We start from the raw sequence: 24,701 nt of genomic DNA, 5'->3' as shown, positions 1-24,701 counted from the left end.
CTCATGCTCGCGCCGCCGAAAGTTGCGCCCCTCCAGAAACTGCCGGCTGATCGTGGTGCTTACTCTGGGATGAACCCAATCCTCGAACACGGGAGCCTTTCGATGCTCAAGCACGTCCTGACGATCCTCGACCTGCTCGACGACCCGCGCGTCGACGGCGAACGGGTCGCCGCCCACCTGCGCGGCCTCGCTGGTGAGGCGACGAGACAGATCGGCATCGACGTGACCCGGGTCGAGGGGGACAAGGGGCACACCGACTTCGTGACCGTGCGGGTGCCGGGCAGCGCCGGCCGAGCGGGCGGCGGGGACGCCCGCACGCTCGGCGTGATCGGCCGGCTGGGTGGGATCGGGGCGCGGCCCGAGCGGATCGGTTACGTCTCCGACGGGGACGGGGCGACGGCGGCCCTCGCCACCGCGGCGAAGGTGGTCGAGATGTACGCCCGCGGCGACCGGCTGCGCGGCGACGTGATCATCGGCACGCACATCTGCGCCTGGGCGCCGACGCGCCCGCACGAGCCGGTCCCGTTCATGGACTCGCCGGTGGACATGGGGGTCATGAACGACAACGAGGTGCTGCCGGAGATGGAGGCGATCGTCTCCATCGACACCACCAAGGGCAACCGCGTCATCAACCACCGGGGCATCGCGATCTCGCCGACGGTGCGCCAGGGGTACATCCTGCCGGTCGCCCCGGACCTGGTCTCGGTGTACGAGACCGTCTGCGGCGAGCCCGCCCAGGTGTTCCCGTTGTCGACCCAGGACATCACGCCCTACGCCAACGGGCTCTACCACATCAACTCGATCCTGCAGCCGGCCGTGGCCGCGCAGGTGCCGGTGGTGGGCGTCGCGCTGACCGCGGTCACCGCCGTCGCCGGGTCCGCGACCGGAGCGAGCCACGAGGTCGACATCGCGCTCGCGGCCCGGTACGCCCTGGAGGTCGCGAAGGGGTTCGGTGACGGTTCGCTGAGCTTCTGCGACGAGGCGGAGTTCGCCGCCCTGACCCGCCTGTACGGGGACGCCACCCACCTGCAGGGTGTCGGCAACGCCTGACGGTCCGCCGAGCGGGAAGGCCCACACGGGCGCCCGGGCCGGCCGGGCTGGCCGACCGCGGCCGACGGCGTAACGCGGCCGTCACATTCGGCTGGCACTGTTGCTACTATCGGATCGCTCGACCCGATATGAGCAACGGAGAGTCGCATGGGTGCACCGGGTGCAGGCCACCTGCAGACGGTGGGGCGCGCCCTCGCGGTGCTCCGGGCGTTCACCCACGAGCGGCCCACCCGGGGAGTCTCCGAGCTCGCCCGCGAGCTGGGGATGGACAAGTCCCAGGCGCAGCGCGTCCTGGCCACCCTCGCCGCGCAGGGGTTCACGGTGCTCGACCCGGTCACCCGTCGGTACTCCCTCGGTCCGTCGCTCGTGGTGCTCGGTCACCTCGCCGAGCACAGCGAGGGGGTGCGGCACCGCCTCGAGCCGCACCTGGCGGCGCTCAGCGTCGCGACCCGGGAGAGCGCGGTGGTGTGCGTGCCCGACGGCGCCCGATACCGCACGGTGGCTGCCGTGGACGGTCCGGGCATGGTCCGGTACAACACGGCGCTCGGCCGCACCTACCCGGGTCACCTCGGCGCCACCGGACACGCGATCTTCGCGTTCTCCCCGGCGTTGGGTGCCCGCGACGTCCTCGACGCCTACGGCGCCGCGGACCCGAGCGAAGCGGAGGTGGCGGCGCTGGAGCGCCGCCACGAGGAGGTCCGAAAACTCGGGTACGCGGTCTCGGTCGGTGAGTTCGACGACCGGGTGATGGCCATCTCGGCGCCGATCCTCCTCGAGGGTGTCATCTTCGGCTCCGTGAGCACCCTCGGCCCACCGCAGTACATGGCAGATCGCTCCACCGAGCTGATCGAGGCCGTCAGTCACGCCGCCAGCACCATCGGAGCGACCCTCCGGAGCTGATCGGGCGTTCCCGACAGAGCACCACCATGAAGGAGGCCTTCCATGGCCGAACAGTCCCCGCCCAGCACCGAGACCACCGAACGGCTGGTGCACCCCCGCGCGTTCGCGCCCGCGACGCTCATCCTGACGGTCGCGCTGTCCGTCCTCGGCGCATACATCGGGCTGCACCTGATCACCACGCTCGGCATCTCCGCGAACACCTCCGTGGTGGGTGCCCTGATCGCCATGGTGATGGGCCGGGTCGGCATCGGCTTCTTCGCGAAGTTCCGCAGCACGAACCGGCAGAACCTGGCCCAGACGGCGATCTCCTCGGCGACCTTCGGCGCGGCCAACGCGCTGCTGACCCCGATGGCGATCGGCTGGGCGTACGGGCGGATCGACCTGGTCTGGCCGTTGCTGATCGGCGCCGTCGTCGGCCTCGGCGTGGACTCCTGGGTGCTCTACCGCAGCTTCGGCTCCCGCTTCCTGCCGGCCACGGCCGCGTGGCCCCCGGGGATCGCCGCCGCCGAGACCATCAAGGCCGGCGACAAGGGCGGCAAGCGTGCCGTGGTACTCGCCGGCGGCGGCGTGGTCGGTGCGGTGCTGGCCTGGGTCGGCCTCAGCGGGTCGGCTGCGGGCGTGGCCCTGATCGGCAACGTCGTCGCCCTGCTCATGTTCGCCGTCGGGCTCGCGGTCAACCAGTTCATCACCCTGGTGCCGGGCCTGGCCGACTTCTCCCTCAGCGGTCAGTTCATCCCGCACGGCGTCATGATCGGCGCCGGGATCGTCGCCCTGGTCCAGGCCGGGATCCTGTTGAGCAACCGGCGGGGCAAGTCGGACAGTGCGGAACGGACCGGCGACCCGACCGCCCCCGATCCCGGCGCCGCGGACCCCGCCGACGCCGACTCCGTCTCCCCCGGCCAGCTGCGGCGGGCGCTGTCCTCCGGTGTCGTGATGTTCCTCGCCGGCGCGGTGCTGCTGGCCATCATCACCGGGCTCGTCACCGAGATGAGCATCCCCGCGATCATCGGCTGGGCCATGTTCGCGGCGTTCGCCGCGTTCGTCCACGAGATCATCGTCGGTCTCGCGGCGATGCACTCCGGCTGGTTCCCGGCGTTCGCGGTGACCCTGATCTTCCTGGTCATCGGCCTGGTGGTCGGGCTCCCGGAGGTCCCGCTCGTGGTGCTGGTCGGCTACTGCGCGGCCACCGGCCCGGCGTTCGCGGACATGGGCTACGACCTCAAGGCCGGCTGGGTGCTGCGCAAGGTGCACTCCCGGCACCCGCAGTACGACGCGTACGAGCGGGACGGGCGCCGCCAGCAGTACTACTCGGCGATCGTCGGCTTCGTCGTCGCGCTCGTCGTGGTCGCGCTGCTGTGGCGCTCCTACTTCGAGGACGGGCTCATCCCGCCGGTCGCGGTCGTCTACGCGGACACCATCACGGCCGGGCTGACCGACCCGGACGCCGTGCGCAACCTGGTGATCTGGGCGATCCCCGGCGCGATCATCCAGGCGATCGGTGGGCCGAAGCGGCAGATGGGCGTCATGCTCGCCACCGGCCTGCTGCTCACCGTCCCGTGGGCCTGCCTCCTGGTCGCCGGTGCCCTCGCGATCCGGCTGGTCGTCCGGAAGGTCAAGGGCCCCGAAGCGGAGGCCGAACTCTCCCTCGTCGGTGCCGGCCTCATCGCGGGCGACGCCCTGGCCTCCCTCGGCCGCGTGCTGCGCTGAGCCCGCCGAACCCCACCACAACCGAAAGGAGTGACCCGTGGAGGTCACGAACAGAATCGAGTCCCGCAGCGAGTACCTGTCCTTCGAGGCCATGGTCGGCGCACGCAAACTGATCGAGGAGATCATGTGCGTCAAACCGGGGGAGAACGTCCTGATCACCACGGACACGTCCTCCGACATGCGGGTGGCCGACCTGCTCGGCGGTGCCGCGATGGCCGCCGGCGCCCATCCCGTGATCGTCCGCTACGAGACCCGCTGGGCCTCCGCGATCGAGCCGCCGGCCCCGGTCGCCGGCGCCGCGCTCGGCGCGGACGTCTGGATCGAGCTCCAGCTCGGCTACATCATGCATTCGGACGCGTTCCGGGCCGCCATGGCGCGGGGCACCCGCTACACCTGCCTGACCGGCCTGGACGTGCAGATGCTCGTCGACACGGTGGCGAAGGTCGACTACGCCGGGGTCCGCGAGCTCGGGGACAAGCTCGTCGAGCTGCTCAGCTCCGGCGACGAGATCCGGATCACCTCCGCCAACGGCATGGACATCACCGGCCGCACGGGCGACCGCCCGATCCACGTGCGTGGCATCCCCGCGGACAAGCCCGGCATGTCCGTGATGCTGGCCGGCCAGATCTCCTGGAACCCGATCGAGGAGACCCAGAACGGCACGATCGTGTTCGACGGCGCCGCCTGGCCGCCCGATGACAACGGGCTGATCACGAACCCGATCACCCTGACGGTGGAGAACGGCGTGGTCACCGACGTTGCCGGTGAGGGCCGCGACGCCCAGATCTACCGCAACTGGCTCGCTGCCCAGGATGACCCGAACATGTACCGGGTGGCGCACTGGTCCCTCGGTTTCAACCCCGGCGTGACCCGCTCCACCGGTCGGATCGTCGAGGACGAGCGGGTGTTCGGCTGTGTCGAGTTCGGCATCGGCACCAAGGGCGCCTGGATCGGCGGCGAGCCCTGGGTCGCCCCGGCCCACACCGACGGCTCCGCGATCGCCCCGAGCATCTTCGTGGACGGCACCCCGATCGAGTCCGAGGGTCGCTACGTGCATCCCGACCTCGTCGAGATCTGCCGCCGGCTCGGCGTCGAGGGCTACTGATGGCACTGACCACGGCGGGCTACCGGATCGACGGCCACGACGTCCGCGAGCACCACCTCGAGGTGCCGCTGGACCACACCGGGGCGGTCCCCGGCACCATCGGCGTGTTCGCGCGGGAGATCGTGCGCGACGGCGGAGCGAACCGCCCGTATCTCGTCTGGTTCCAGGGTGGGCCGGGTAACCGTGCCAATCGGCCCGACTCGGTCGGCGGCTGGCTCGACCGCGCGCTCGAGGACTACCGGGTGCTGCTGCTGGACCAGCGCGGCACCGGCCGGTCGACGCCGGCGAACCGGCAGACGCTCACCGGCGACGCCGCGGCGCAGGCGGACTACCTGTCGCACCTGCGGGCCGACGCGATCGTGGCCGACGCGGAGGCGCTGCGGTCCGCCCTGATCGGGGACGAGCCGTGGACGCTGCTCGGACAGAGCTTCGGCGGCTTCGTGATCACGGCCTACCTGTCCCAGTCCCCGGCCGGCGTCCGGGAGGCCATGATCACCGCCGGCCTGCCGGGCCTGCGCACGTCCGCGGAGGACACCTACCGGCTCACCTACGCTGCCACCGCCAAGCGCAACGCCGAGTACTTCGCCAGGCACCCGCAGGACGAGGGGACAGCCCGGGCGATCGCGGCGCACCTGGACGCCGAGGAGGAGATCCTGCCCACGGGGGAGCGGCTCAGCTCCCGCCGGTTCCGGACGCTCGGGATCAGCCTCGGCACCCGGACCGGCTTCGACTCCCTGCACTACACGCTGGAGGACCCGTTCCTCACGGTCGACGGCACCCGGCGGCTGCGGGACGGGTTCCTCGACGGGGTCGGCCGGGCACTGAGCTTCGCGCCGCGACCCCTGTACGCGGCGCTGCACGAGAGCATCTACGCCCAGGGCGCCGCCACCGGGGGCGCCACGGACTGGGCCGCGCACCGGGTGCGCGAGGAGTTCGCCGAGTTCGCCCTCGACGCCGGCCCGGACGCACCGTTCTGCTTCACGGGCGAGCACATCTATCCATGGCAGTTCGAGGAGGACCCGGCCCTGGTTCCGCTCCGGGAGGCCACGGACCTGCTCGCTCGGCGTGCTGATCTGCCCGTCCTGTACGACCCTCACGTCTTGGCCGAGAACCAGGTCCCGGTGGCGGCGGCGATCTACCACGACGATATGTTCGTGCCGCGGCGAACGTCCCTGGCCACGGCGGACGCCATCCGCGGTCTCCGGCCGATCATCACCAACGACTACCAGCACGACGGCATCCGCGTCGACGGCCGCAACCTGCTCGACCGGCTGATCCGCACGCTCCGACGCTGAGGTACCCATGACGACTCTCGCCCTGATCACCATCGGCCAGGCCCCGCGCACGGACGTCACCGGGGAGGTGCTCCCGTTGCTGCCGGCCGACGTCGTGCGCGAGTACGGCGCGCTGGACGGACTCGACGCCGCCCAGATCGCGGACCTGGCCCCACGCCCCGGTGAGTCGGCCCTCACCTCACGACTGCGCGACGGCGGGTCGGCTGTGTTCGCGCATGCGGCGGCGGTGCCCCTGCTGCAAGCGGCGGTCACCCGGGCCGAGGCCGACGGCGCCGACCTCACCCTGCTCATGTGCGGCGGGCTGTTCCCGGCGCTGGAACACGAGCGCCCGCTCTTCGGTGTGGAACGACTGGCTCACGACGGTGTCCGGGGACTGCTCAGCGGGTTCGGGCCAGGCGCCCGACTGGGCGTGGTGCGGCCGCTACCCGAGCAGGTCGACGAGGCGTACGACCACTGGCAGACCAGCATCGGGGTGCGTCCGACCGCGGCCACGGCCGCGAGCCCGTACACCGACCCGGTCCGGACCATCGCCGCGGCCACCGCCACCCTGGCGCCGCACTCCGACCTGATCGTGCTCGACTGCATGGGCTTCGACGAGACGATGCGCGCGGCGGCGACCTCCGCCGTCGGGCCGGACGTTGCGGTCGTGACCATCCGCTCGGTCGCCGCCCGGCTGCTCGGAGCCGTGCTGTGACCGCGCCACGGACGGTCGGCGTCATCCGGGTGGTGACCACCGACGACTGGGACTTCCTGGAGGCCCACGGCCGGGTGCTCGAGCAGATCCACGGCTACCGCACCGTGACCGCCTGTCTGCCAGGCCAACGGACCGGTGTCCATGACGACCGGACCTTCGCCGCTGCCTCCCAGAAGATGCCGGCCGCCGCCCGGACACTGGTGGCCGAGGGCGCGGAGGCGGTGATCATCTCCTGTGCCGCCGACCCGGGTCTCGCCTGGGCTCGCGCCGCCGTCAACGTCCCCGTCATCGGGGCGGGATCGGCCGGTGCTGCCATCGCGCGGGCCACCGGTGGCAGCGTCGGGGTCCTCGGCATCACCGAGGAGGTGCCGGAGAGCGTCACCGCGGTGCTCGGGGACCGGCTCGTCGCCTCCCGGGTGCCCGACGGGGTGACCCGCACGAGCGAGCTCACCACGGCCGCGGGCGCACGCGCCGCGATCGCGGCCGCCGTCGAACTCCGGGATGCCGGCGCCACGTCGATCCTGTTCGCGTGCACCGGGTTCACCACCCTTGACCTGGCCGACCCGGTCCGGGAGGCGACCGGGCTGCCGGTGGTGGACTCGATCCGGGCGGCCGGCGCCGTCGCGGCCGAGGCCCTCGACGGTGGGCCGACTCCGACGGCGGACTGCCTCACGGCGCCGGCCCTGACTCGACTCCGGATCCCGTCCACGCAGCAGCGGTAGGGCGAGGAGTCAGGGCCGGACCGCGTGCAGGTGCGTGATCAGGCCGTCCTCGCCGGTGACGATGAGGAGCCCGGTCGGCCTGCCGTCGGTGTAGGTGAGCACACCGAACGTGTCGGCGACCTCGATGATCGCGAACTCGCGTTCGCCTCCGGCCGCGGTTGTGCGGAAGCGGCGGGCCCCGTTCGCGACCTCGGCCGCGCCCCGCACGATCCGCATGCCGCCGGCCTCCGGGTCGTGATCGACGCGAAGCACCACGTCCGGATGCAGGATCGCCAGGAGCCCGTCGAAGTCGCCGTCCCGACCCGCTGCCAGGAATGCCTCCACGAGCGCGCGCTGTCGGGCCCGGTCCTGCAGGCTGCGCGGGCGCGACGGCGAATCGGTTCCGCGGATCCGCGCCCGCCCGCGGCTCGCGAGCTTGCGGGCCGCCTGCGGCGTTCGGTCCAGCACCCCGCTGATCTCGTCGAACGGGAGCCCGAACACGTCATGGAGCACGTAGGCGAGCCGCTCGTCGGGGGAGAGGTGGTCCAGCACGATCATCAGGGCGATCCCGACCGAGTCAGCGGTCTCGGCCAGCGCCGCCGGGTCCTCACCGGAGGGTGCCGCGGTCGCCGGGTCGGCCTCGGCCACCCCGGCCAGCGGCTCCTCGCGGCGGCGCCCGCGGGACCGGAGCGTGTCCAGGCAGATCCGGCTGACCACCCGGGTGAGCCAGGCACGGAGGTCGTCGACCCGCGCATCGGAGCGCTGCAGACGCAGCCAGGCCTCCTGGACCGCGTCCTCGGCGTCCGTGAACGAGCCCAGCATCCGGTACGCGACCGTCGTGAGATACCGGCGGTGCGTCTCGAACTCGGCGGCCTGGCGACGCTCCGGTCCGCCGTCGTCCGCGTCGGTCATTCGATTCCCTCTCGCCGGGGTCCGTGTGGGCCGGCATCATGCGCAGTCATCGACGCTACCGCAGGGCCGGTTCGGGTGCCGGGGCGATGTTGTGGCTGCCCGAGAACAGGTTCTCCGGGTCGTAGTCGCGCTTGATCCGGGCCAGCCGGCCGAGGGTGTCGGGTGGGTATACGGCCGCGACGTCCGCGGGCGTCGCGGTACTGAGGAAGTTCGCGTAGGCGCCGTCGACGTGCGGCGCCAACTCCTGCCAGATGTCCCCGATCCGCTCCTGTGCCGCGTCGACGACGGGACCGGGTCCGGCCGCCGTGAGCACGACCACGAACTCCGCCGAACGGTGCGCGAACGCCGTGGCCTCCCGCGGAACCTGCGACACCGCTCCACCGAGGCTGCGCACGGTGATCGCCGGCGGCATCTCGTCCCGCGCCCGGCGGGCCAGGATCTCCATGGCGTCGGCGGCCTCCGGGCCGGTGACGAAGGCGTTGCTCGCCGAGATGCGCAGGCCCGGCGGCAGCAGAGCCCCGTCCTCGAGGATGTCGGCATAACGGTGCGGTGCCACGTCGTCGGCGACGACGGTCCCGAGCCGTCGGATCGGCTCGATCGCCCGGTCCGCGGCGGCCGGGTCCTCGCCGTGGACCGCGACCTGCACCGCCACGGGCGCCTCGCGGCCGCCGGCGAACGGGTTGGCGAGGTCCACGATCGAGGTCAGTTCGGGTGGCGCCGTGCGCATGTACTGCGCCCAGGTGGGCAGGATCCGGCTCGCCTCCTGAGAGGGGAACGCGATCCGCCCGAACCAGACCCCCGCTCCGCGGCTCGCCTGGAACTCGAATGACGTCACGATGCCGAAATTCCCGCCGCCGCCGCGCAGCGCCCAGAACAGGTCGGGATGCCGTCCGGCGTCCACGGTCACGAGGGTGCCGTCCGCGGTCACGACCTCGGCCGCGCGGAGACTGTCCAGGGTCAGCCCGTGCTGGCGGACCAACCAGCCGACGCCACCGGAGAGCGTCAGTCCGGCGACCCCCACGCTCGCGGTGTCGCCCGAGGAGATGACCAGGTCGTGCGGAGCGAGCGCGCTCGCGACCTGGGCCCAGGTCGCGCCACCGCCCACCCGGACCCGGCCCGGGCCGGGGTCGACCTCGATGTCCGCGAGGCGCGAGAGGTCGAGGACGGCGCCGGAGTCGCGGGTGCCGAACCCGGCGAACGAGTGCCCGCCGCCGCGGACCGCGAGCGGCATCCGTTCCGCGGTGACGAACCCGACGGCGCGCTGCACGTCGGCCGTGTCGGCGGGGCGGAGCACGACGTCGGGGCTGCCCCAGGCGAGCGGGGTGCGCCGGGAGGTGTCGTAGTCCGGCAGCCCCGGCTCGATGACGGAGCCGACGAAGTCCTGACGCAGGGTCTGCAGAGCCGTGGTCATGGGTGTTTCCTTCCGCTGTGGGGAGACCGCCGGGATGGCGGTTCACCTGGAGGACGTCGGACGGCGACCGAATGTGACCGGTACTACGGTGAGTGCGACGGCGCCGGTCATCCGGGCGCCCGTCCGCCACCACGCGCATCTCCCATGACCCGCCCAGCTCGAAGAAGGAACGATGACGTACACCGCTGACCCGAACCGTTACGAGACCGCCACCTACCGTCGGGTCGGTCGCAGCGGCCTGGACCTGCCCGCGATCTCCCTGGGCCTCTGGCACAACTTCGGCGACGACGTGCCGATGGAGCGGCAGCGGGCCATCCTGCGCCGTGCGTTCGACCTCGGCGTGACCCACTTCGACCTGGCGAACAACTACGGCCCGCCGTACGGTTCCGCGGAGGCCAACTTCGGCCGCCACCTGGCCGCGGACTTCCGGCCGTACCGGGACGAGCTGATCATCTCCTCCAAGGCGGGCTACGACATGTGGCCGGGCCCGTACGGGCAGGGCGGCGGCTCCCGCAAGTACTTGCTCGCCAGCCTGGAGCAGTCCCTGACTCGGATGGGCCTGGAGTACGTCGACATCTTCTACTCGCACCGGTTCGACGCGACGACGCCGCTCGAGGAGACGATGGGGGCGTTGCACACCGCGGTGCAGCAGGGCAAGGCGCTCTACGCGGGCATCTCGTCCTACTCGCCGGAGGACACCCGCCGCGCCGCGCAGATCCTCGCCGACCTCGGCACCCCGCTGCTGATCCACCAGCCGTCCTACTCGATGCTGAACCGGTGGATCGAGACCGACGGCCTGCTGGACACTCTCGAGGACGTCGGCGCCGGCTGCATCGCGTTCTCCCCGCTCGCCCAGGGCATGCTCACGGACAAGTACCTGGGCGGCATCCCCGAGGGGTCGCGCGCCACCCAGCACAAGTCGCTGAACCCGGACCTGCTCACCGACGAGGCCCTCGCCACCGTCCGCGCCCTCAACGAGATCGCTGCCGGTCGCGGGCAGAGCCTGGCCCAGCTCGCGCTCGCCTGGGGTCTGCGCGACGAGCGGGTGACCTCCGTCCTGATCGGGGCGAGCAGCGTGGGTCAGCTCGAGGACAGCCTCGGCGCACTCGACAACCTCGAGTTCTCCGGAGACGAGCTCGAGGCGATCGAGGACGCGCTCGGTGAGAAGCAGCCCGAGTCCGACGTGGACCTGTGGTCGCGGTTCCGCAAGTCCTGACACCTCGCACTCTCGGGCGCCGAGAGTGCTGAAGTGGCGACCACTTCGGCACGCTCACGCCGGGTAGGCGGGCGCGGCTCCCTCGCGCCGGTGCCGAGAGTGCTGAAGTGGCGACCACTTCGGCACGCTCACCCCGCCCGCGCGTCGGCACTCTCACGCCGGCTGCGCGAGCGCGAGCGTGCGACGAACGGTCGCGACGACCTGCTCGGCCCGGTCCCGGAGGTCGGCCCAGGTGAAGTGCAGCGGGGTGTAGCCGAGCTCGACCAACCTGTTCTGGCGCGCTCGGTCCGACTGGAACTGGTCCGGGCCGTGTGCTCGGGCGCCATCGAGTTCGATCGCGACCTTCTCGCGCTCGAACAGGACGTCCGGCCGCGCCACGATCAGACCGTCCGGCGTCTTGACCGGCACCCCCGCCCGCCACTGGGTCAGGCCCGCGGCCCGCAGGATCTCGTGCAGGCGGACCTCCGCCGGGTTGGCGGCACCGCGGCCCGCGAGGTCGGCGAAGTGCCGGAGCTGACCGGTTCCCCGATGCCCGCGGCGGTCGGCGATCGCCTCCAGCAGGTGGGCCTGGCTGAGCAGGGAGCGGCTGGACACGTAGGCCCAGAGGCGTTCGGCCTCACCGCGCGGCAGGTGGGCCAGGCAGTCCAGGATGGTCCGCCTCATGGTCGTGACCCGAAGCCCGAGGCGCTCGCGGGAGTCGATGTCGGCCCCGGGAAGGCGTCCGCGGAGCGGCTGCAGGTGACGCGTCGGCCGCCTGGCCACGGAGGTGTACACCTCGATCCGGGGACCGGGCGCCACCGGAAGCCCATACCACGCGGCGGCTGCCCGCAGCCCCACCACCCCCGTGGCCAGGTGCTGACCGCCGCCCGGATGCGCTCGGTGTCATCGACCCTGCGGGTGCGGTCCAGCACGATCCTCCCGACCACGCTCTGCCACTTCCCACTCGCCCGACGGTGCCGGATCTGGCCCCTCGTGTAGCCGCGTGCGCGCGCCTCGGTGATGGAGAACTGTTCACCGAGTCGCACCCCGGGGGGCACGTCCGGATCGGGCTGTCGCACCATCCGAGCAGGGTGGCAAGCTCGCGAAGCCGGCGCGCGAGCATGGCGCCGGCTGTGGACCGCCCCGCATCGGGCACACGGGAGTGGACGACTGCGTCGCGCGTGCGCGTGATGCTCGGCCGTGAGGGTGCTGTGATGGTTGCCGTTTCCGCACGCTCGCGCAGGGTGGGTGCGGGTCAGGCGGGGGTGGGCGGCGAGGTGCCGGCGCGCCACCCGGTGAGGGCGCCGTGGTGGTTGCCATTTCCGCACTCTCGCGAAGCGTACCCCGCGTTGCGGCGATGAGTTCCGGGCCGGCGCCGGGTCTGCCTGGGAGCACCGATCGGAAGGGACCCCATGAACGACCGTATCGATCTCGACCACGTCGCCGAAGCGCTGACGGTGGCGCTCAGCCCGATCGTGGAGGGCGGCAGCCCACCGGGGCTCACCTGGGGCATCGACGTCGACGGCGAGCGGCGGTTCGGAGCGCTCGGTCACCTGGACGCCGATGGCACCCAGGCGGCGACGACCGACACCATCTACCGGATCAGTTCCATGACCAAGCCGGTCACCGCCGTCGCGGCCCTGGCGTTGGTCGAGGACGGAACTCTCGCACTCGATGCACCCGTCGACGACCTCCTGCCCGAGCTCGCGGAGCGCCGGGTCCTGCTCCGCCCGGACGGGCCAATCGGCGAGACGGAAGCGGCACAGCGGCCGATCACAGTCGAGGATCTGTTCTCGTTCCGGCTCGGACACGGGATGGACTTCACCACGATGGGCTCACCGACACCCTTGGACACGGCGATGGCCGAGGCCGGGTTGGCCGCAGCGCCGCCGGCTCCGCAGGAACATCTGCCGCCGGACGAATGGCTCGCGCTCCTCGGTACCTTCCCGCTACGGCACCAACCGGGGGAGCGATGGCTGTACAACACCGGCGCCGAGGTGCTCGGGGTCCTCATCGCCCGAGCCACCGGGACGTCCCTCGGTGCGGTTCTGACCGAGCGGGTGTTCGGGCCGCTCGGCATGCGGGACACCGGCTTCAGTGTCCCGGCGGAGCAGTCCGGGCGGTTCGGCGCCTGCTTCTGGCCGCCGGATCCCGGCACTGGGACCGTCGCCGTCTACGACTCCCCGGACGGGCAGTGGGCCGCGCCGCCGGCATTCGAGGGCGGCGACGCCGGGCTGGTCTCCACCGTGGGTGACTACCTGACCTTCGGTGCGATGCTCCGCGACGGCGGCGCGATCGGCGGGACCCGCGTGCTCCTGCCGGGCAGTATCGCCGCGATGACGACGAACCGGCTCACGCAGGCCCAACTCGCCGCCAGCAGCCCGAGTCCGGACGGGACCACCGGCTGGGGACTGGGCGTCGGAGTCGCGTTGGTGCCGACGTTGTCGGTCGTGGGCAACTACGGGTGGGACGGCGGCCTCGGCTCCGCCTGGCGCAACGACACCGTGCGCGGGCTCAGTGCGGTCCTGCTCACGAACGAGGCGTGGGCCGCCCCGATCCCGACGACCGTGATCGAGGCGTTCTGGTCGGTGCTGGCCGCGGAGGTCCCGCCGGTGTGACGCCGGTCGGTCGGACCGTTCCGCCGGGTGCGACGTCGGACCGTCAACGGAAGAGGTGGCGCCGGTAGGGCGTCGATACCTCCCTGGCCCTACTCTGAACCGGTGTGGGGATCACCGTTGCGTGCCTACGGGCGCTCGTTCTACGTCAACCAGCCACGCCGGGCGGCGACGCAGCAGACCATCTTCATCGTGCCGGTCCTGGTGGTGTTCCCGGTGATCGCCGTGTTCCGTCCCGGGATCTTCTTCGAGCCAAGTTTCCTGGTCGGTGTGGCCATCATCGCCGGCGTGACGGTGGCCTGCGCGCTGGTGCCATGGCGCCGGACCCCGATCAAGGTTCTGGCCATTCTGCCGCTCCTGGACTTCCTTGCGATCGCACTCTGTGCCGGCACCGGTGGGGCGGAGACCTCCGCTCTGGGCCTGCTCTGCATGTTTCCGGCGTTGTGGCTCACATTGCTGTTCGACGTCGTGGGGGTGGTGATCTCGACCGCCGCAACCGTCGCGCTCTCCCTTGTCCCGGCCCCGCTCGGCACCCTGGGCCCGGTTGACGCCTTCACCGTCGTGCGCCGGATGCTGCTGCCCATGGTCATCGCCGGCGTCACGACGATGCTCGTCCTGGGGCGCAGCACGTTCCGCCGACAGCGCCGGGAGATCACCGACAACGCCCAGGAGCTCGCGTACTCGCTGCAGGAGAGCGAGCGCTCGGCGCGCCTGCTGCGTGGAATCATCGGTGCCCTCAGCGCCGGCATCGTGGTGGTGGACTCGGACGGAAACGACCTGATCAGCAACCCGGCCCAGGCCGAGATCCACGCGCTCGCCTCGCCACCGGAGAACTCCGACCGCACCGAGGCCGGGCACCTGCTGTTCCACCGCGACCGCAGCACGCCCCTCGGGCTCGAGGCGCGCCCGGTCCGCCGTGCGATCCGCGGTGAGAGTTTCACCGGCTCGATCATGTACGTCGGGGCGCCCGGCGGGACCCAGCGCGCCGTATCCGTCTCCGCTCGCGCGCTGGTCGGCGCCGATGGTGCACGTGAGGGCGCGGTGGTCGTGTTCACCGACATCACCGACCTCACCGACGCGATGCGGCAGCGGGAGACGTTCGTTTCCTCCGTCTCCCACGAACTGCGTACTCCGATCACCTCGATCATCGGCTACCTGGATCTGATCCGCGACGATCCGACGCCAAGGGCCGCGGACGTCGACGACTATCTCGACGTCGTCGAGCGCAACAGCGCCCAGGTTCTGCGGATCGTCGAGGACCTTCTCTCGCAGGCGCAGGCGACGTCCGGGAACCTGCAGCTGGCGCGAGTCCCGGCAGACCTGCCTCAGCTCGTGGAGCGCGCCATCCTCTCCGCCAGACCCGGCTTCGAAGCACGTCATGTGCGCCTCGAGGCTGACCTCGCCGCTCTGCCCAACGTGGAGGTGGATCCGTCGAGGATCATCCAGGTGCTCGACAACCTTCTCACCAACGCGCTCAAATACACCCCTGCCGGCGGGCGGGTGGTGGTGCGGACCTGCAACGTCCCGGAGGCCTCGGAGGTCGAAGTGGCGATCGAGGACACCGGGATGGGGATGTCGCCTGCGGAGGTGGATCGGTTGTTCACCCGCTTCTTCCGTACCCCGAACGCCCGTGATCTGGCGGTCCCCGGGGTGGGGCTCGGCCTGGCCATCAGCAAGGAGATCATCAGCGCACACGATGGCGCCATCGCGGTCGAGTCCACGCCGGGGAAGGGATCGATCTTCCGCGTCAGGCTGCCCGTCGCGTGATCGGGTACCTTCGGCAACAGTTCGAGGATCGAACCGGGGGGAACACGTGAAGAACCTGCTCATGGTGGTCATCGCCGGCGCGTATGGCGCTGCGGCGTTCACGCTGTTCTCGGCCACGGGTATCTGGGGGCGCTGGGGCGAGAACGGATGGCGCGATGCCGCCCTTCTGCTCGTCACCATCACGGCGGCCTGCGCGCTCACCTACATCTCCATGCTGGTGATGGCCTACCTCCGCCGGTCTCGGAACCCCACCGGCGATCCGGGCCAACTCGAGTGGCACCTGATGATCCCCTGCCGGGATGAGGAGTCCGTGATCGCGGCCACCGTCTCCGCCGCGCGGACCTCCTTCCCACTGGCGCACGTCTGGGTCATCGATGACGACAGTGAGGACGCCACCGCGTCCATCGTGGCCGCACTGATGGAGTTCGACCCTCGCGTGCACCTGATCTCCCGGGTCCGACCGGACGCCCGGATCGGAAAGGGCGAAGCGTTGAACGCCGCCTACCGGACCATTGGCGCGAGCCTCGACGCGGGTACCGACCGGGCCCAGGTGATCATCGGGGTCCTCGACGCGGACGGCTATCTCTCCGACAACACCCTGGCGCACGTCGCCGGCCCCGAGGCGTTCGGCGACCCGAAGGTCGGCGCCGTGCAGGTCGAGGTGTGGATGAAGAACCGCAACGACCGCAGGCCGCTCCCGAACCGCGGGCGACTGGCCAACGCAGTCGGCCGGTTGCTGGTCCGGATGCAGGACGTGGAGTTCCGCACCACCAACTCGGCCATGCAACTGCTACGGGTCGCCGCGGGCAGCGTGGGCATGGGCGGCAACGGCCAGTTCACCAGGCTCAGCGTGCTCGACGAACTGACCGTCGCCAACGGCCGGCCGTGGGGACGCAAGCTGTGCGAGGACTTCGAGCTCGGCCTGGGCGTGCTGACCCTCGGGCACCGCACCCACTACGTCCGGGAGGCGCACGTCTCCCAGGAGGCGCTGCCCTACCTGCGCCGGCTGCTGACACAACGGACCCGCTGGGCACAGGGTGTGCTCGAGTGCGCCTCGTTGCTGCCCGCGCTGCGCCGCTCGGGAATGGTGCGCCTCACCGGACAGCTCGAGATCCACTACTTCATGCTGTTGCCGTGGATCATGATGGTCAACCTGCTCGTGCTTCCGACGCTCACCTTCCTTGCCGTCGTCGAAGGACGGTTCGACTTCCTCTCCGAGAGCAGCCTGGCATTCGCGGTCACCGCGCTGCTGGTGTTCCTGATCCTGCCGTACGCATCCTGGGGACCGATCTACCGCAGGGTCACCACGGAACGCATCGGAGTTCTGGCCGGGATCGGGCTGGGCCTGGCGACACTGGTGTACGCCTACCTCACCTACCTGTACTACCCAAGGGCGATCGCCCGTCTGGTCACCGGCCGTAACGCCTGGGCGAAGACGAAGCGAAACGCCGACGACGTCGTACCGCTGTCCGCGCCGGCGCTGCCCGTCCTGGACTCGCTCGCGCTACTCCGGCGGGAGCAGATCGAGGACCTGGCGGGCGAACTCGACCAGCGCAACGACCTCGCCCTCGAGTTCGTCTCCGGCTTCGCGATCATGTGGCCCACGCGCCTGGCTCGCCTGAACGAGACGGTCGCGGCGGCCGAGCAGCGCGCCGCACGCGACGCGGCCGTCAGCCTGGCCGCCTCCGCCGCGATGCTCGGCGCGGACCGGCTCGAGGCCGTGGCGCGGGCTGTGGACGCCGTCGTGGCCAATGGCCGGTTCGACGAGGCACGGCGCCTTCTCACCAGGGTCGACGAGGTGGGTGAGCAGACGGTCGACGTGCTCCGTACCCAAGTGCTGGCGGATATCCGCGGCGAGTGAGACCGGCGAGCGGGTGGTGCGAGCGATGCCCGCGTCGCAGGGTGCCGGTCGCTGCTTCCCGGTCAGGTCGCCGTCACGCCGCGGGCCGGCTCAGCCACGACCGAGGCGAGCGCTTCCCGGAACGCCCGCGGCCGGAACGGCTTCGTCAGGTACGCGTCAGCGCCGACCTGCATGCCGTACTCGGCGTCGTAGGCCTCCGCGCGAGCGCTGAGCATGACCAGGTGGCCGCCGTAGAACGTGCGCAGGGTCTCGGCGACGGCGTACCCGTTCGTGTCAGGCAGGCCCACGTCCAGGGTGATCAGGTCCGGCGGCGTCGCGCGGGCCAGCCGCACCCCGTCCGCTCCCGTCGCGCTCGAGGTGACCTCATACCCCGCTTGGCCCAGCACCACCTCCAGCAGCCGCCGGATGTCGTCGTCGTCCTCGATCACCAGTGCGTGTACCTGGGGCTTGCTCATCCCTCGAACCTACCGGCTGCGGCTCCGATCCCGCATCGGCGTGGAGTTACGGACGGCCCACTCCGTGGTACGCCCACCCGGCGGCCCGCCAGGTCGCCGGGTCGAGGACGTTACGCCCGTCAATGATCTGCGGGATAGCGACCACCTCACGCAGCTCGTTCGGGTCGAGGTCGCGGAACTGGCGCCACTCGGTCAAGAGCAGGACCAGGTCCGCGTCCTTCGCGGCCTCGAACGCATCCGCGGCGACCTCCATGTCCGGTCGGGACGTCGCGAGCTTGGGCCCGGCGGCAGGGTCGGTGATCACCACGCGGGCGCCACGGCCGGCGATGGCGTTCGCGATGTCCAGGGCGGGGGAGTTGCGCATGTCGTCGGAGTCCGGCTTGAACGCAGCACCGAGCACGGCCACCCGCTTGCCGCCGAGCGAGCCGCCCAGGAGCCGCTGCGCCAGCTCGACGGCGGCCGTGCGGCGGCGGGTGTTGATGGTGTCCACCTCACGCAGGAACGTCAGCGCCTGGTCCACGCCGAGCTCGCCGGCGCGGGCCATGAACGCCCGGATGTCCTTGGGCAGGCACCCGCCGCCGAAGCCCACCCCGGCGCGCAGGAACTTCGGGCCGATCCGGTCGTCGTGCCCGATCGCCTCGGCGAGCACGGTGACGTCCGCCCCGGTCGCCTCGCACAACTCGGCCATCGCGTTGATGAACGAGATCTTCGTGGCCAGGAACGAGTTGGCGGCCACCTTGACGAGCTCCGCAGTGGCGTAGTCCGCCGTCAGCCGCGGGATGTCCGCAGACAGCATCGGCGCGTACACGGCGTCGAGCACGGCGCCGGCGGCAACGGCAGCCTCCGGGTCACCGGGCAGCCCGTAGATGATGCGGTCCGGACTGAGCGTGTCCTGCACGGCGAATCCCTCGCGCAGGAACTCGGGGTTCCAGACCAGATGCGCGGGGGAGTCGGCGAGCTGGGCGGCGAGTCGCGCCGCGGTGCCGACCGGCACCGTCGACTTCCCGGCCACCACGGTGGGGCCGTCCGGGTGCGCGGCCAGGTGCGGTACCAGCGCCTCGACCGCGGCGTCCACGTAGGTCATGTCCGCGGCGTAGCCCTCGTCGGACTGCGGCGTGCCGACCGTGATGAAGTGCACCTGCGCGCCGCGCACGTCGGCGTGGTCGGTCGAGAACCGCAGCCGGCCGGCCGCGACCTGGCGCTCGAGGATCTCATCGAACCCCGGCTCGTGGAAGGGAGCCTTGCCGTTGTTGAGGAGATCGACCTTCCCGGCGTCGACGTCGATGCCCACCACGTCGTGCCCGAGCTCCGCCATGCAGGCCGCGTGCACCGCTCCGAGGTAGCCGCAACCGATCACCGAGATACGCATGATCGTGAGTCTAGGTCGGTCGATCCGCACCTGGCTGGCGTATCGGTGAGCATCGCGAATGCGTGGGGTGCTCGTCAGGCGGTCGCCGGCGCGGTCGGTTCGAACCCGGGTAGCCGTTCCCCCGTGCCGAGCAGGGCATTGATCGCGGCGACGGCTCGCCGTGCCGCCCGCCCGTCGCCGTACGGGTTCACGGCACGGGACATCGATCCGTAGTGTGCGGGATCACTGGCCAGCGCCGTGACCTCGGCGACGATGCGTTCCTCGTCCGTTCCGATCAGGCGGACCGTTCCCGCCTCGACCGCCTCGGGCCGCTCGGTGTTGTCGCGCATGACGAGGACCGGCTTGCCCAGGCTCGGTGCCTCCTCCTGGACCCCGCCGGAGTCGGTGAGCACGATCGTGGACAACGCGAGCAGACGCGTGAACTCCCCGTAGGGCAGCGGCTCGGTGACCAGGACGTTGGCCAGGCCCTCGAGGTGTGGCAGGACCGCCTCACGGACGATCGGGTTGCGGTGTGCCGGCAGCACGATCGTGTACTCGGGCAGGTCCGCGGCCAGCCGGGCTAGGGCGCGACCGACCCCTGCCATCGCGCCCCCCCCAGTTCTCCCGACGGTGGGTCGTGACCAGCAGCACGGGCCGGGCGGCGTGCGCGAGCGCCTGCAGGTGTGGGTCGGTGAACGGTGCTGCCTGCGCCACGGTGTGCAGCAGCGCGTCGATGACCGTGTTGCCGATCACCGCGACCGAGGCCGGGTCGACGTTCTCACGCAGCAGGTTGGCCCGGGAGGTGCTGGTCGGGGCCAGGTGCAGCGCGGTGACCTGTCCGGTGATCTTCCGGTTCGCCTCCTCCGGGAAAGGTGAGGTGATGTCGCCGCTGCGCAGCCCGGCCTCCAGGTGCACCACCGGGATGTTGCGGTAGAACGCCGCGATCGAGGCCGCCGCCACGGTGGAGGTGTCACCCTGGACCAGGACCGCATCGGGAGCGACCCGGGCGAGGACCGGGTCGAGCCCGCCGAAGACCTTCGCCATCAGGGCGTTGAGGGTCTGGCCGTGCGCGAAGACGTTGAGGTCATGGTCGGGCACGATGCCGAAGATCTCGTTGACCTGGTCGAGCATCTCCCGGTGCTGCCCGGTCACCACCGTGACGGACTCGAGCGTGCTCGACTCCTCGATGGCCCGGATCACCGGGGCCACCTTGATGGCCTCCGGACGCGTGCCGTAGACGGTCATGATCGTATGGGTGCTCATCACGGATCCCCTGCTCGGTGGTGGCGGCCCTGGTGCGGACCAATTGATCGTATCGAGCCGGCCGCCGGTGGGCCTGCGCGGATCAGTCCCGCGAGCCGCGTCCGCGCCCCGGGCGGCTGCGGGCTGGACGCCCTGCGGGTCGGATCGCTCAGTTCGACGTCGGGGCTGCCGGCCCGCTCGGCGCCGCCGGGCCGACCGGCCGCACCGCCGCGATCCGGTGAACGGCTACCGTGATCTCGGAGTCCCGGCTCAGGTCGCGGACCCGAACCCGGCCGCCGTCGACGCTCATCGGCCGGACCCGGCGCCGCTCGGTGCGCCCGCTCGGGCCGGCCATCACCAGGTCCACGTCGGTGCCGTGGGCCGCGGCGGCCCGGAGGAGTTCGACGGACCGGCCCGGGTCGGTGAGGTCGGGCTGGGCGGCGCGTTCGCTGAGCAGCCGACGGGCGCGCTCCTCCCCGGCGTGCATGCCGGCCACCACCTCGGCGAGCGGCACCGCCGTCGGGCTCGGTGTTGCCGGACCCGAGACCGGGCGGGCGGCGCGGACCCTCTGGGAGGAGAGGACGAGCAGTTCCCCGTCGGCCCCCTCCAGGAGCGGGGCGGTGCCGGCCGCGCGGAGGGCGTCCGCGACGTCATGCGCACTCGCCTGCGCGGCGAGCACGGTCGGGGCGATCAGCCGGAGCCCCAGGTGGGCCAGCCGGGAGTCGGCGAGCACCGCGGTCAGCGCCCGGGCGTCGTCCGACCGCAGGAACGCCCGCGCGGACCCGACCCGTACCTGCCCGTGCGTGCGCGCCGTGTCCGCGATCAGGTACTCCAGCGGCTGCGGCAGCGGCGTGCGGGAGACCTCCCGCAACCGGCCGGTCAGCGATTCGGCAGTGAGCCCGGAGTCGAGGGCGCGTCGGATCGACGTGGGCGTGAACCGCACGGTCAGCGCCGCGCCGCGGCTCTCGACGTCGGCGCTCGCCGCCAGCAGGGCGGCGAGCCCGGCCCCGGGCCGGCCCGGCACGATGCCGCTCAGGTCGCCCTGGACGAAGATCTCATCGACCGACGGCGGCAGGTCCCGCGCGAACGCCCGCGCCAGCTGGTCCTCGGTTGCGCCGTCGAGAAGCAGCCGGGCGGGCGCGCCGAGCGCGCCGGCGCCGGTGAGCCCGAGGGCGGCCGCCTCGTCGAGGATGGCCTGCACGGCACTCAACGGCGGCGCCGCCCTGGCCGTGTGCCACGCGACGTGGGCGTGCACGGCCGCCGCGTCCGGGGCGGCGTGCTCGGGCCAGGCGCGCACGGACTCCAGCACCCGACGCCGCAGCGGGGCCGCCCAGGCGCGCTCGAGGTCGGGTTCCAGCGCCGAGCGCAGCACGCCCTTGTCCGTGCGGGTGCCAGCCAGCCACGGTGTCCGTGGGGAGGCCAGCCAGGCCCGCACGGTCCGCGCCCACCGAGCCGGCACCGGCTCCTCGCGCCAGTCCTCGGCCTCGGCGACCGGGGCCCAGACGCTGCCGTCGGAGTCGTGGACGTGGCCGAGCAGCCCGAGCATCCCGGCGAGCTCGACGACGAACGCCGCCCGGGTGCTGGATGCCTCGAGCGCGCCTGCGACCTGGCGCAGGTCCCGCACGCCGAGCCCGCCCGAGCGCAGCACGGCCGGAGGGTCGTTCGCCCAGGCATCCAGGACCAGCCCGACGGCGTGCATCGCCTCCTCGGCGACGCGCACCGTCTCCGCCCCGATCGTCGCGGGCGGGCGGGCGGTCGCCTCGGGCAGGGGCGGCTCGGTGCGCAGCTCGCGGACCAGCCGGCCGCCGCGGGCGGCCAGGGCCACCTCCCGGGGCAGGACCAACTGGGTCGGTGCGATCCGGTACAGCACGTGCGCGTCCAGCAGCCACCGGGCCGCCGGCGGGATGTCATGGGTCACGGTGCCCAGCGGTGGCCCCCAGGTCAGCGCCTCGAGCATCCGCACCGGGCCGGGCGGCGCCTTCGCGAGCACGGCGGCCAGGGCCCGGGCCGTGGTGGGCCACCCGTCGGCCAGGTTCACCGGCAGGTCGCCCAGGCTCGGGCCGAGGCCGAGCGGATGCGGCCCGATCGCCTCCGCGAGCGCCGGCACCGCCCGGGCGCCGTCGAGGTCCCCGGTGGCGAGCGCCAGGTCGAGCAGGTGCTGCAGGTAGCCGGTCACGTCGGGGCCGATCAGGCCGAGCAGGCCGGCGAGCCGGTCCGCGGTGACCCCCGCCGCGTCGTCGGCCACCACCAGTGCCTCGGCCACCGTCAGGGTCGGCGCGTCCAGGTGGGCCAGGGCGCGACCGACCGACGCCCGCGAGCCGGCCCGGGCGATCATCGCGGTGATCGAACTGGGAGGCGGGCTCGCAAGGTCCGGCCGGGTCTCCAGCAGGGCCAGCAGGCGCGCGTCGTCCCACTCGCGTAGGGCCGCCGCGAGCGGGTCGCGGGCCGCGGACTGGCCGGCAGCGGCGGGGCGGGTGGTCATCCGCGCAATTCTACGGGTGGCCCGGGAAGGCGCGGGTCGTGTGCAGCCCCTGCAGTTCCGGATCGAGCCTCGACGCTGATGACGCCGCACCGGACCCGGGCGGGTCCACGGTCAGCGCAGCCGCACCGCCGCCGTGGCCGGGCTCGTGGCCGCTGTCGGCTCGGTCCGCGGATACGGGGCCGTGGACGGGGCGTCGGCAGGCCGGGTGTCGGCGCGGTCGCGCTCGACCTCCGGGCTGGTGGGGACCGGGACCGCGCGGTGGCGGATCCGGGCACTGGTGCTCATGGTGGGCCTCGAGGTCGGTGGCGGGACGGGACCCACCCTCCCGCAGGGCCGTCGGGCGTCGGTGCGGGTGCGCGGGTGATGGGTGGGTGAGGTTGGCCCCTCACCCCACGCTCGACGGCGGGCGGGCGCGGGTGAGCCGCGGTCGGGGGATAGTGGAGCGGTAATCGGGGTTCGTGCGGGTAAACTCGACGCTGCAGCACGCGTACCAGCGCACTTCGGCGCGCCCGCGTCCACGCAGCCAACGTTCCCGAACACACCGTTCACGGACACCCAAGAGAGTCAGGGATCTTCGTGCCCACCGGCAAGGTCAAGTTCTTCGACGCCGACCGCGGCTTCGGATTCATCGCGTCCGACGACGGCGGTGAGGTTTTCCTGCATGCCTCCGCGATGCCCGCCGAGACACCGGCGCCCAAGCCCGGCACACGCGTCGAGTTCGGAGTGGCCGACGGCCGCCGCGGCCTGCAGGCGCTCTCGGTGAAGATCCTCGAAGCAGCTCCCTCCGTGGCGCGGGCGCACCGCCGCCCCGCCGAGGACATGGGCCCGATCGTCGAGGACCTGATCAAGCTGCTCGACCGGGCCGGCAACAGGCTCCGGTCCGGCCGCTACCCGGACAAGGCCGAGGCCACCAAGGTGGCCAAGATGCTACGTGTCGTGGCTGACGAGTTCGACGCCTGAGACCCATGACGGAGACCTTCACCGTGCCATCAACCACCACCACGGCCGGCGCCCGTCGGCCGGCCAAGGATGCCGTCCTCGCTGGCGCCGTCGAGCAGGCCCGCGACACGCTGCTGGAGGCGGGCGCCAAGGACGTCGGTGACCACCTCGGCATGGTGCTCGAGGCGGAGCGGCTCGCGACGCACTATTTCGCGGCCACCTCGCCCGGCTACGAGGGCTGGCGCTGGTATGTGACCATGTCCCGGATCTCGAGGTCCCGGACCGCCACGGTCTGCGAGAGCGGGCTGCTGCCCGGTGACGGCGCCCTGCTGGCTCCGGACTGGCTGCCCTGGGCGGAGCGGCTGGCGCCGGGCGATCTGGGGCCGACCGACCGGCTGCCCTACGTGGCCGAGGACGATCGGCTCGAGCGGGGTTACCTGACCTCAGCCGACCCGGAGGAGGCACGGGTCGCGATCACGGAGCTCGGCCTCGGCCGTGACCGGGTCATGAACCGTCGGGCGATCGACGCTGCCGCCACCCGGTGGTACTCGGGCCCGCAGGGCCCGGACACCGCGGGCACCAAGGCGGCCGGCGCCAACTGCGCCGACTGTGGCTTCATCGTCCGGATCGCCGGGTCGCTCGGGACCGTCTTCGGGGTCTGCGCCAACGAGTGGTCACCCGACGACGGCAAGGTGGTCTCCCTCGATCACGGCTGCGGTGCCCACTCCGAGACCGACGTCCCGCCGCAGGGGCACGAGTGGCAGCAGAGCGCGCCACACCTGGACGAGGCCGACATCGAGGTCGTCGCCACCGAACCGTTGACGACGGACGGCGCGGAGGCGGCGCCTGTAGCGGAACCGGCAACCGTGGCGGATGCGGAACCGGCCCCCGTGGCGGACGCGGAGGTCGCACCCGAGTCGGGTGGCGAGCAGACGCCGACGGATTGAGACACCCGGCTCGACCGGGGTCGCGGGCCCACGAAGCGTTTCGTGGATCGCCCACAGGTGTGATAACGAGGGCTC

20 protein-coding genes and 1 pseudogene are annotated in these 24,701 nt (G+C 72.1%); 13 read left to right on the top strand and 8 right to left on the bottom strand.

Going from position 1 to position 24,701, the window contains the following annotated elements:
- Positions 1-102 precede the first annotated feature (102 nt).
- The 7 genes from EXU48_RS11980 to EXU48_RS11950 all read left to right on the top strand — a co-directional run bounded on the left by EXU48_RS11980 (position 103) and on the right by EXU48_RS11950 (position 7,473).
- Positions 103-1,050: a DUF1177 domain-containing protein gene (locus EXU48_RS11980; RefSeq protein ID WP_133107880.1), complete on the top strand. Its 948-nt coding sequence runs from the start codon at positions 103-105 to the stop codon at positions 1,048-1,050.
- Between the two features lie 147 nt (positions 1,051-1,197).
- Entirely contained in the window at positions 1,198-1,950 is a 753-nt protein-coding gene (locus tag EXU48_RS11975) for an IclR family transcriptional regulator (RefSeq protein ID WP_133107879.1), read from the top strand.
- Between the two features lie 42 nt (positions 1,951-1,992).
- Positions 1,993-3,657, top strand: coding sequence for an OPT/YSL family transporter (locus EXU48_RS11970; protein ID WP_133107878.1), 1,665 nt, complete (start codon positions 1,993-1,995; stop codon positions 3,655-3,657).
- 37 nt (positions 3,658-3,694) lie between these two features.
- On the top strand, positions 3,695-4,762 hold the full coding sequence (locus EXU48_RS11965; RefSeq protein ID WP_133107877.1) for a M29 family metallopeptidase: 1,068 nt from the start codon (positions 3,695-3,697) through the stop codon (positions 4,760-4,762).
- A complete protein-coding gene (locus EXU48_RS11960; protein WP_133107876.1) occupies positions 4,762-6,057 on the top strand; it encodes an alpha/beta fold hydrolase in 1,296 nt (431 codons plus the stop codon). Before EXU48_RS11965 ends, EXU48_RS11960 begins: the two co-directional genes overlap by 1 nt.
- Positions 6,058-6,064: 7 nt before the next feature.
- Entirely contained in the window at positions 6,065-6,751 is a 687-nt protein-coding gene (locus EXU48_RS11955) for an AroM family protein (RefSeq protein ID WP_133107875.1), read from the top strand.
- A complete protein-coding gene (locus tag EXU48_RS11950; protein ID WP_133107874.1) occupies positions 6,748-7,473 on the top strand; it encodes an aspartate/glutamate racemase family protein in 726 nt (241 codons plus the stop codon). The genes EXU48_RS11955 and EXU48_RS11950 overlap by 4 nt, the downstream gene beginning before the upstream one ends.
- A 9-nt stretch (positions 7,474-7,482) precedes the next feature.
- Here the strand turns inward: EXU48_RS11950 and EXU48_RS11945 are convergent, their stop codons facing one another.
- Positions 7,483-8,364, bottom strand: coding sequence for a sigma-70 family RNA polymerase sigma factor (locus EXU48_RS11945; protein WP_133107873.1), 882 nt, complete (start codon positions 8,362-8,364; stop codon positions 7,483-7,485).
- A 55-nt stretch (positions 8,365-8,419) separates the two neighbouring features.
- Positions 8,420-9,775, bottom strand: a complete 1,356-nt coding sequence (locus EXU48_RS11940; RefSeq protein ID WP_133107872.1) for an FAD-binding oxidoreductase — start codon at positions 9,773-9,775, stop codon at positions 8,420-8,422.
- 172 nt (positions 9,776-9,947) lie between these two features.
- Between EXU48_RS11940 and mgrA the strand changes: the two genes are divergently transcribed.
- Complete coding sequence (mgrA, locus tag EXU48_RS11935; RefSeq protein WP_133107871.1) at positions 9,948-10,991, top strand: L-glyceraldehyde 3-phosphate reductase; 1,044 nt, start codon at positions 9,948-9,950, stop codon at positions 10,989-10,991.
- Between the two features lie 153 nt (positions 10,992-11,144).
- Here the strand turns inward: mgrA and EXU48_RS11930 are convergent, their stop codons facing one another.
- Positions 11,145-11,654 carry an endonuclease domain-containing protein gene (locus tag EXU48_RS11930; protein ID WP_133107870.1) on the bottom strand — a complete coding sequence of 170 codons (510 nt, stop codon included), beginning with the start codon at positions 11,652-11,654 and terminating at the stop codon, positions 11,145-11,147.
- A 728-nt stretch (positions 11,655-12,382) separates the two neighbouring features.
- Between EXU48_RS11930 and EXU48_RS11925 the strand changes: the two genes are divergently transcribed.
- The 3 genes from EXU48_RS11925 (at position 12,383) to EXU48_RS11915 (ending at position 17,213) form a co-directional block, all read left to right on the top strand.
- Positions 12,383-13,588 carry a serine hydrolase domain-containing protein gene (locus EXU48_RS11925; protein ID WP_133107869.1) on the top strand — a complete coding sequence of 402 codons (1,206 nt, stop codon included), beginning with the start codon at positions 12,383-12,385 and terminating at the stop codon, positions 13,586-13,588.
- Positions 13,589-13,690: 102 nt separating this feature from the next.
- Positions 13,691-15,352 carry a sensor histidine kinase gene (locus EXU48_RS11920; RefSeq protein WP_133107868.1) on the top strand — a complete coding sequence of 554 codons (1,662 nt, stop codon included), beginning with the start codon at positions 13,691-13,693 and terminating at the stop codon, positions 15,350-15,352.
- A 46-nt stretch (positions 15,353-15,398) separates the two neighbouring features.
- Positions 15,399-17,213, top strand: coding sequence for a glycosyltransferase family 2 protein (locus EXU48_RS11915; protein ID WP_235856982.1), 1,815 nt, complete (start codon positions 15,399-15,401; stop codon positions 17,211-17,213).
- Between the two features lie 62 nt (positions 17,214-17,275).
- Here EXU48_RS11915 and EXU48_RS11910 read toward each other — a convergent pair whose 3' ends face one another.
- From EXU48_RS11910 to EXU48_RS24495, 5 genes and pseudogenes are all read right to left on the bottom strand, one after another.
- Positions 17,276-17,668, bottom strand: a complete 393-nt coding sequence (locus EXU48_RS11910) for a response regulator transcription factor (RefSeq protein WP_133107867.1) — start codon at positions 17,666-17,668, stop codon at positions 17,276-17,278.
- Positions 17,669-17,714: 46 nt separating this feature from the next.
- The gene (locus EXU48_RS11905) at positions 17,715-19,037 is read right to left on the bottom strand and encodes a UDP-glucose dehydrogenase family protein (RefSeq protein ID WP_133107866.1); all 1,323 of its coding nucleotides are present in this window, start codon (positions 19,035-19,037) and stop codon (positions 17,715-17,717) included.
- Between the two features lie 74 nt (positions 19,038-19,111).
- A pseudogene (wecB, locus tag EXU48_RS11900) lies at positions 19,112-20,261 on the bottom strand (non-hydrolyzing UDP-N-acetylglucosamine 2-epimerase).
- 166 nt (positions 20,262-20,427) lie between these two features.
- Positions 20,428-22,740 carry a helicase-associated domain-containing protein gene (locus EXU48_RS11895; RefSeq protein WP_133107865.1) on the bottom strand — a complete coding sequence of 771 codons (2,313 nt, stop codon included), beginning with the start codon at positions 22,738-22,740 and terminating at the stop codon, positions 20,428-20,430.
- 111 nt (positions 22,741-22,851) lie between these two features.
- Positions 22,852-23,025 carry a hypothetical protein gene (locus EXU48_RS24495; RefSeq protein WP_165962782.1) on the bottom strand — a complete coding sequence of 58 codons (174 nt, stop codon included), beginning with the start codon at positions 23,023-23,025 and terminating at the stop codon, positions 22,852-22,854.
- Between the two features lie 291 nt (positions 23,026-23,316).
- Between EXU48_RS24495 and EXU48_RS11890 the strand changes: the two genes are divergently transcribed.
- Complete coding sequence (locus tag EXU48_RS11890) at positions 23,317-23,700, top strand: cold-shock protein (RefSeq protein ID WP_133107864.1); 384 nt, start codon at positions 23,317-23,319, stop codon at positions 23,698-23,700.
- 23 nt (positions 23,701-23,723) lie between these two features.
- Positions 23,724-24,626: a DUF3027 domain-containing protein gene (locus EXU48_RS11885; RefSeq protein WP_235856981.1), complete on the top strand. Its 903-nt coding sequence runs from the start codon at positions 23,724-23,726 to the stop codon at positions 24,624-24,626.
- Positions 24,627-24,701: the final 75 nt, after the last annotated feature.

The organism is Occultella glacieicola (assembly GCF_004353825.1).
GTDB lineage: Bacteria > Actinomycetota > Actinomycetes > Actinomycetales > Beutenbergiaceae > Occultella > Occultella glacieicola.
This window is presented reverse-complemented; position numbering and strand designations above follow the sequence as displayed.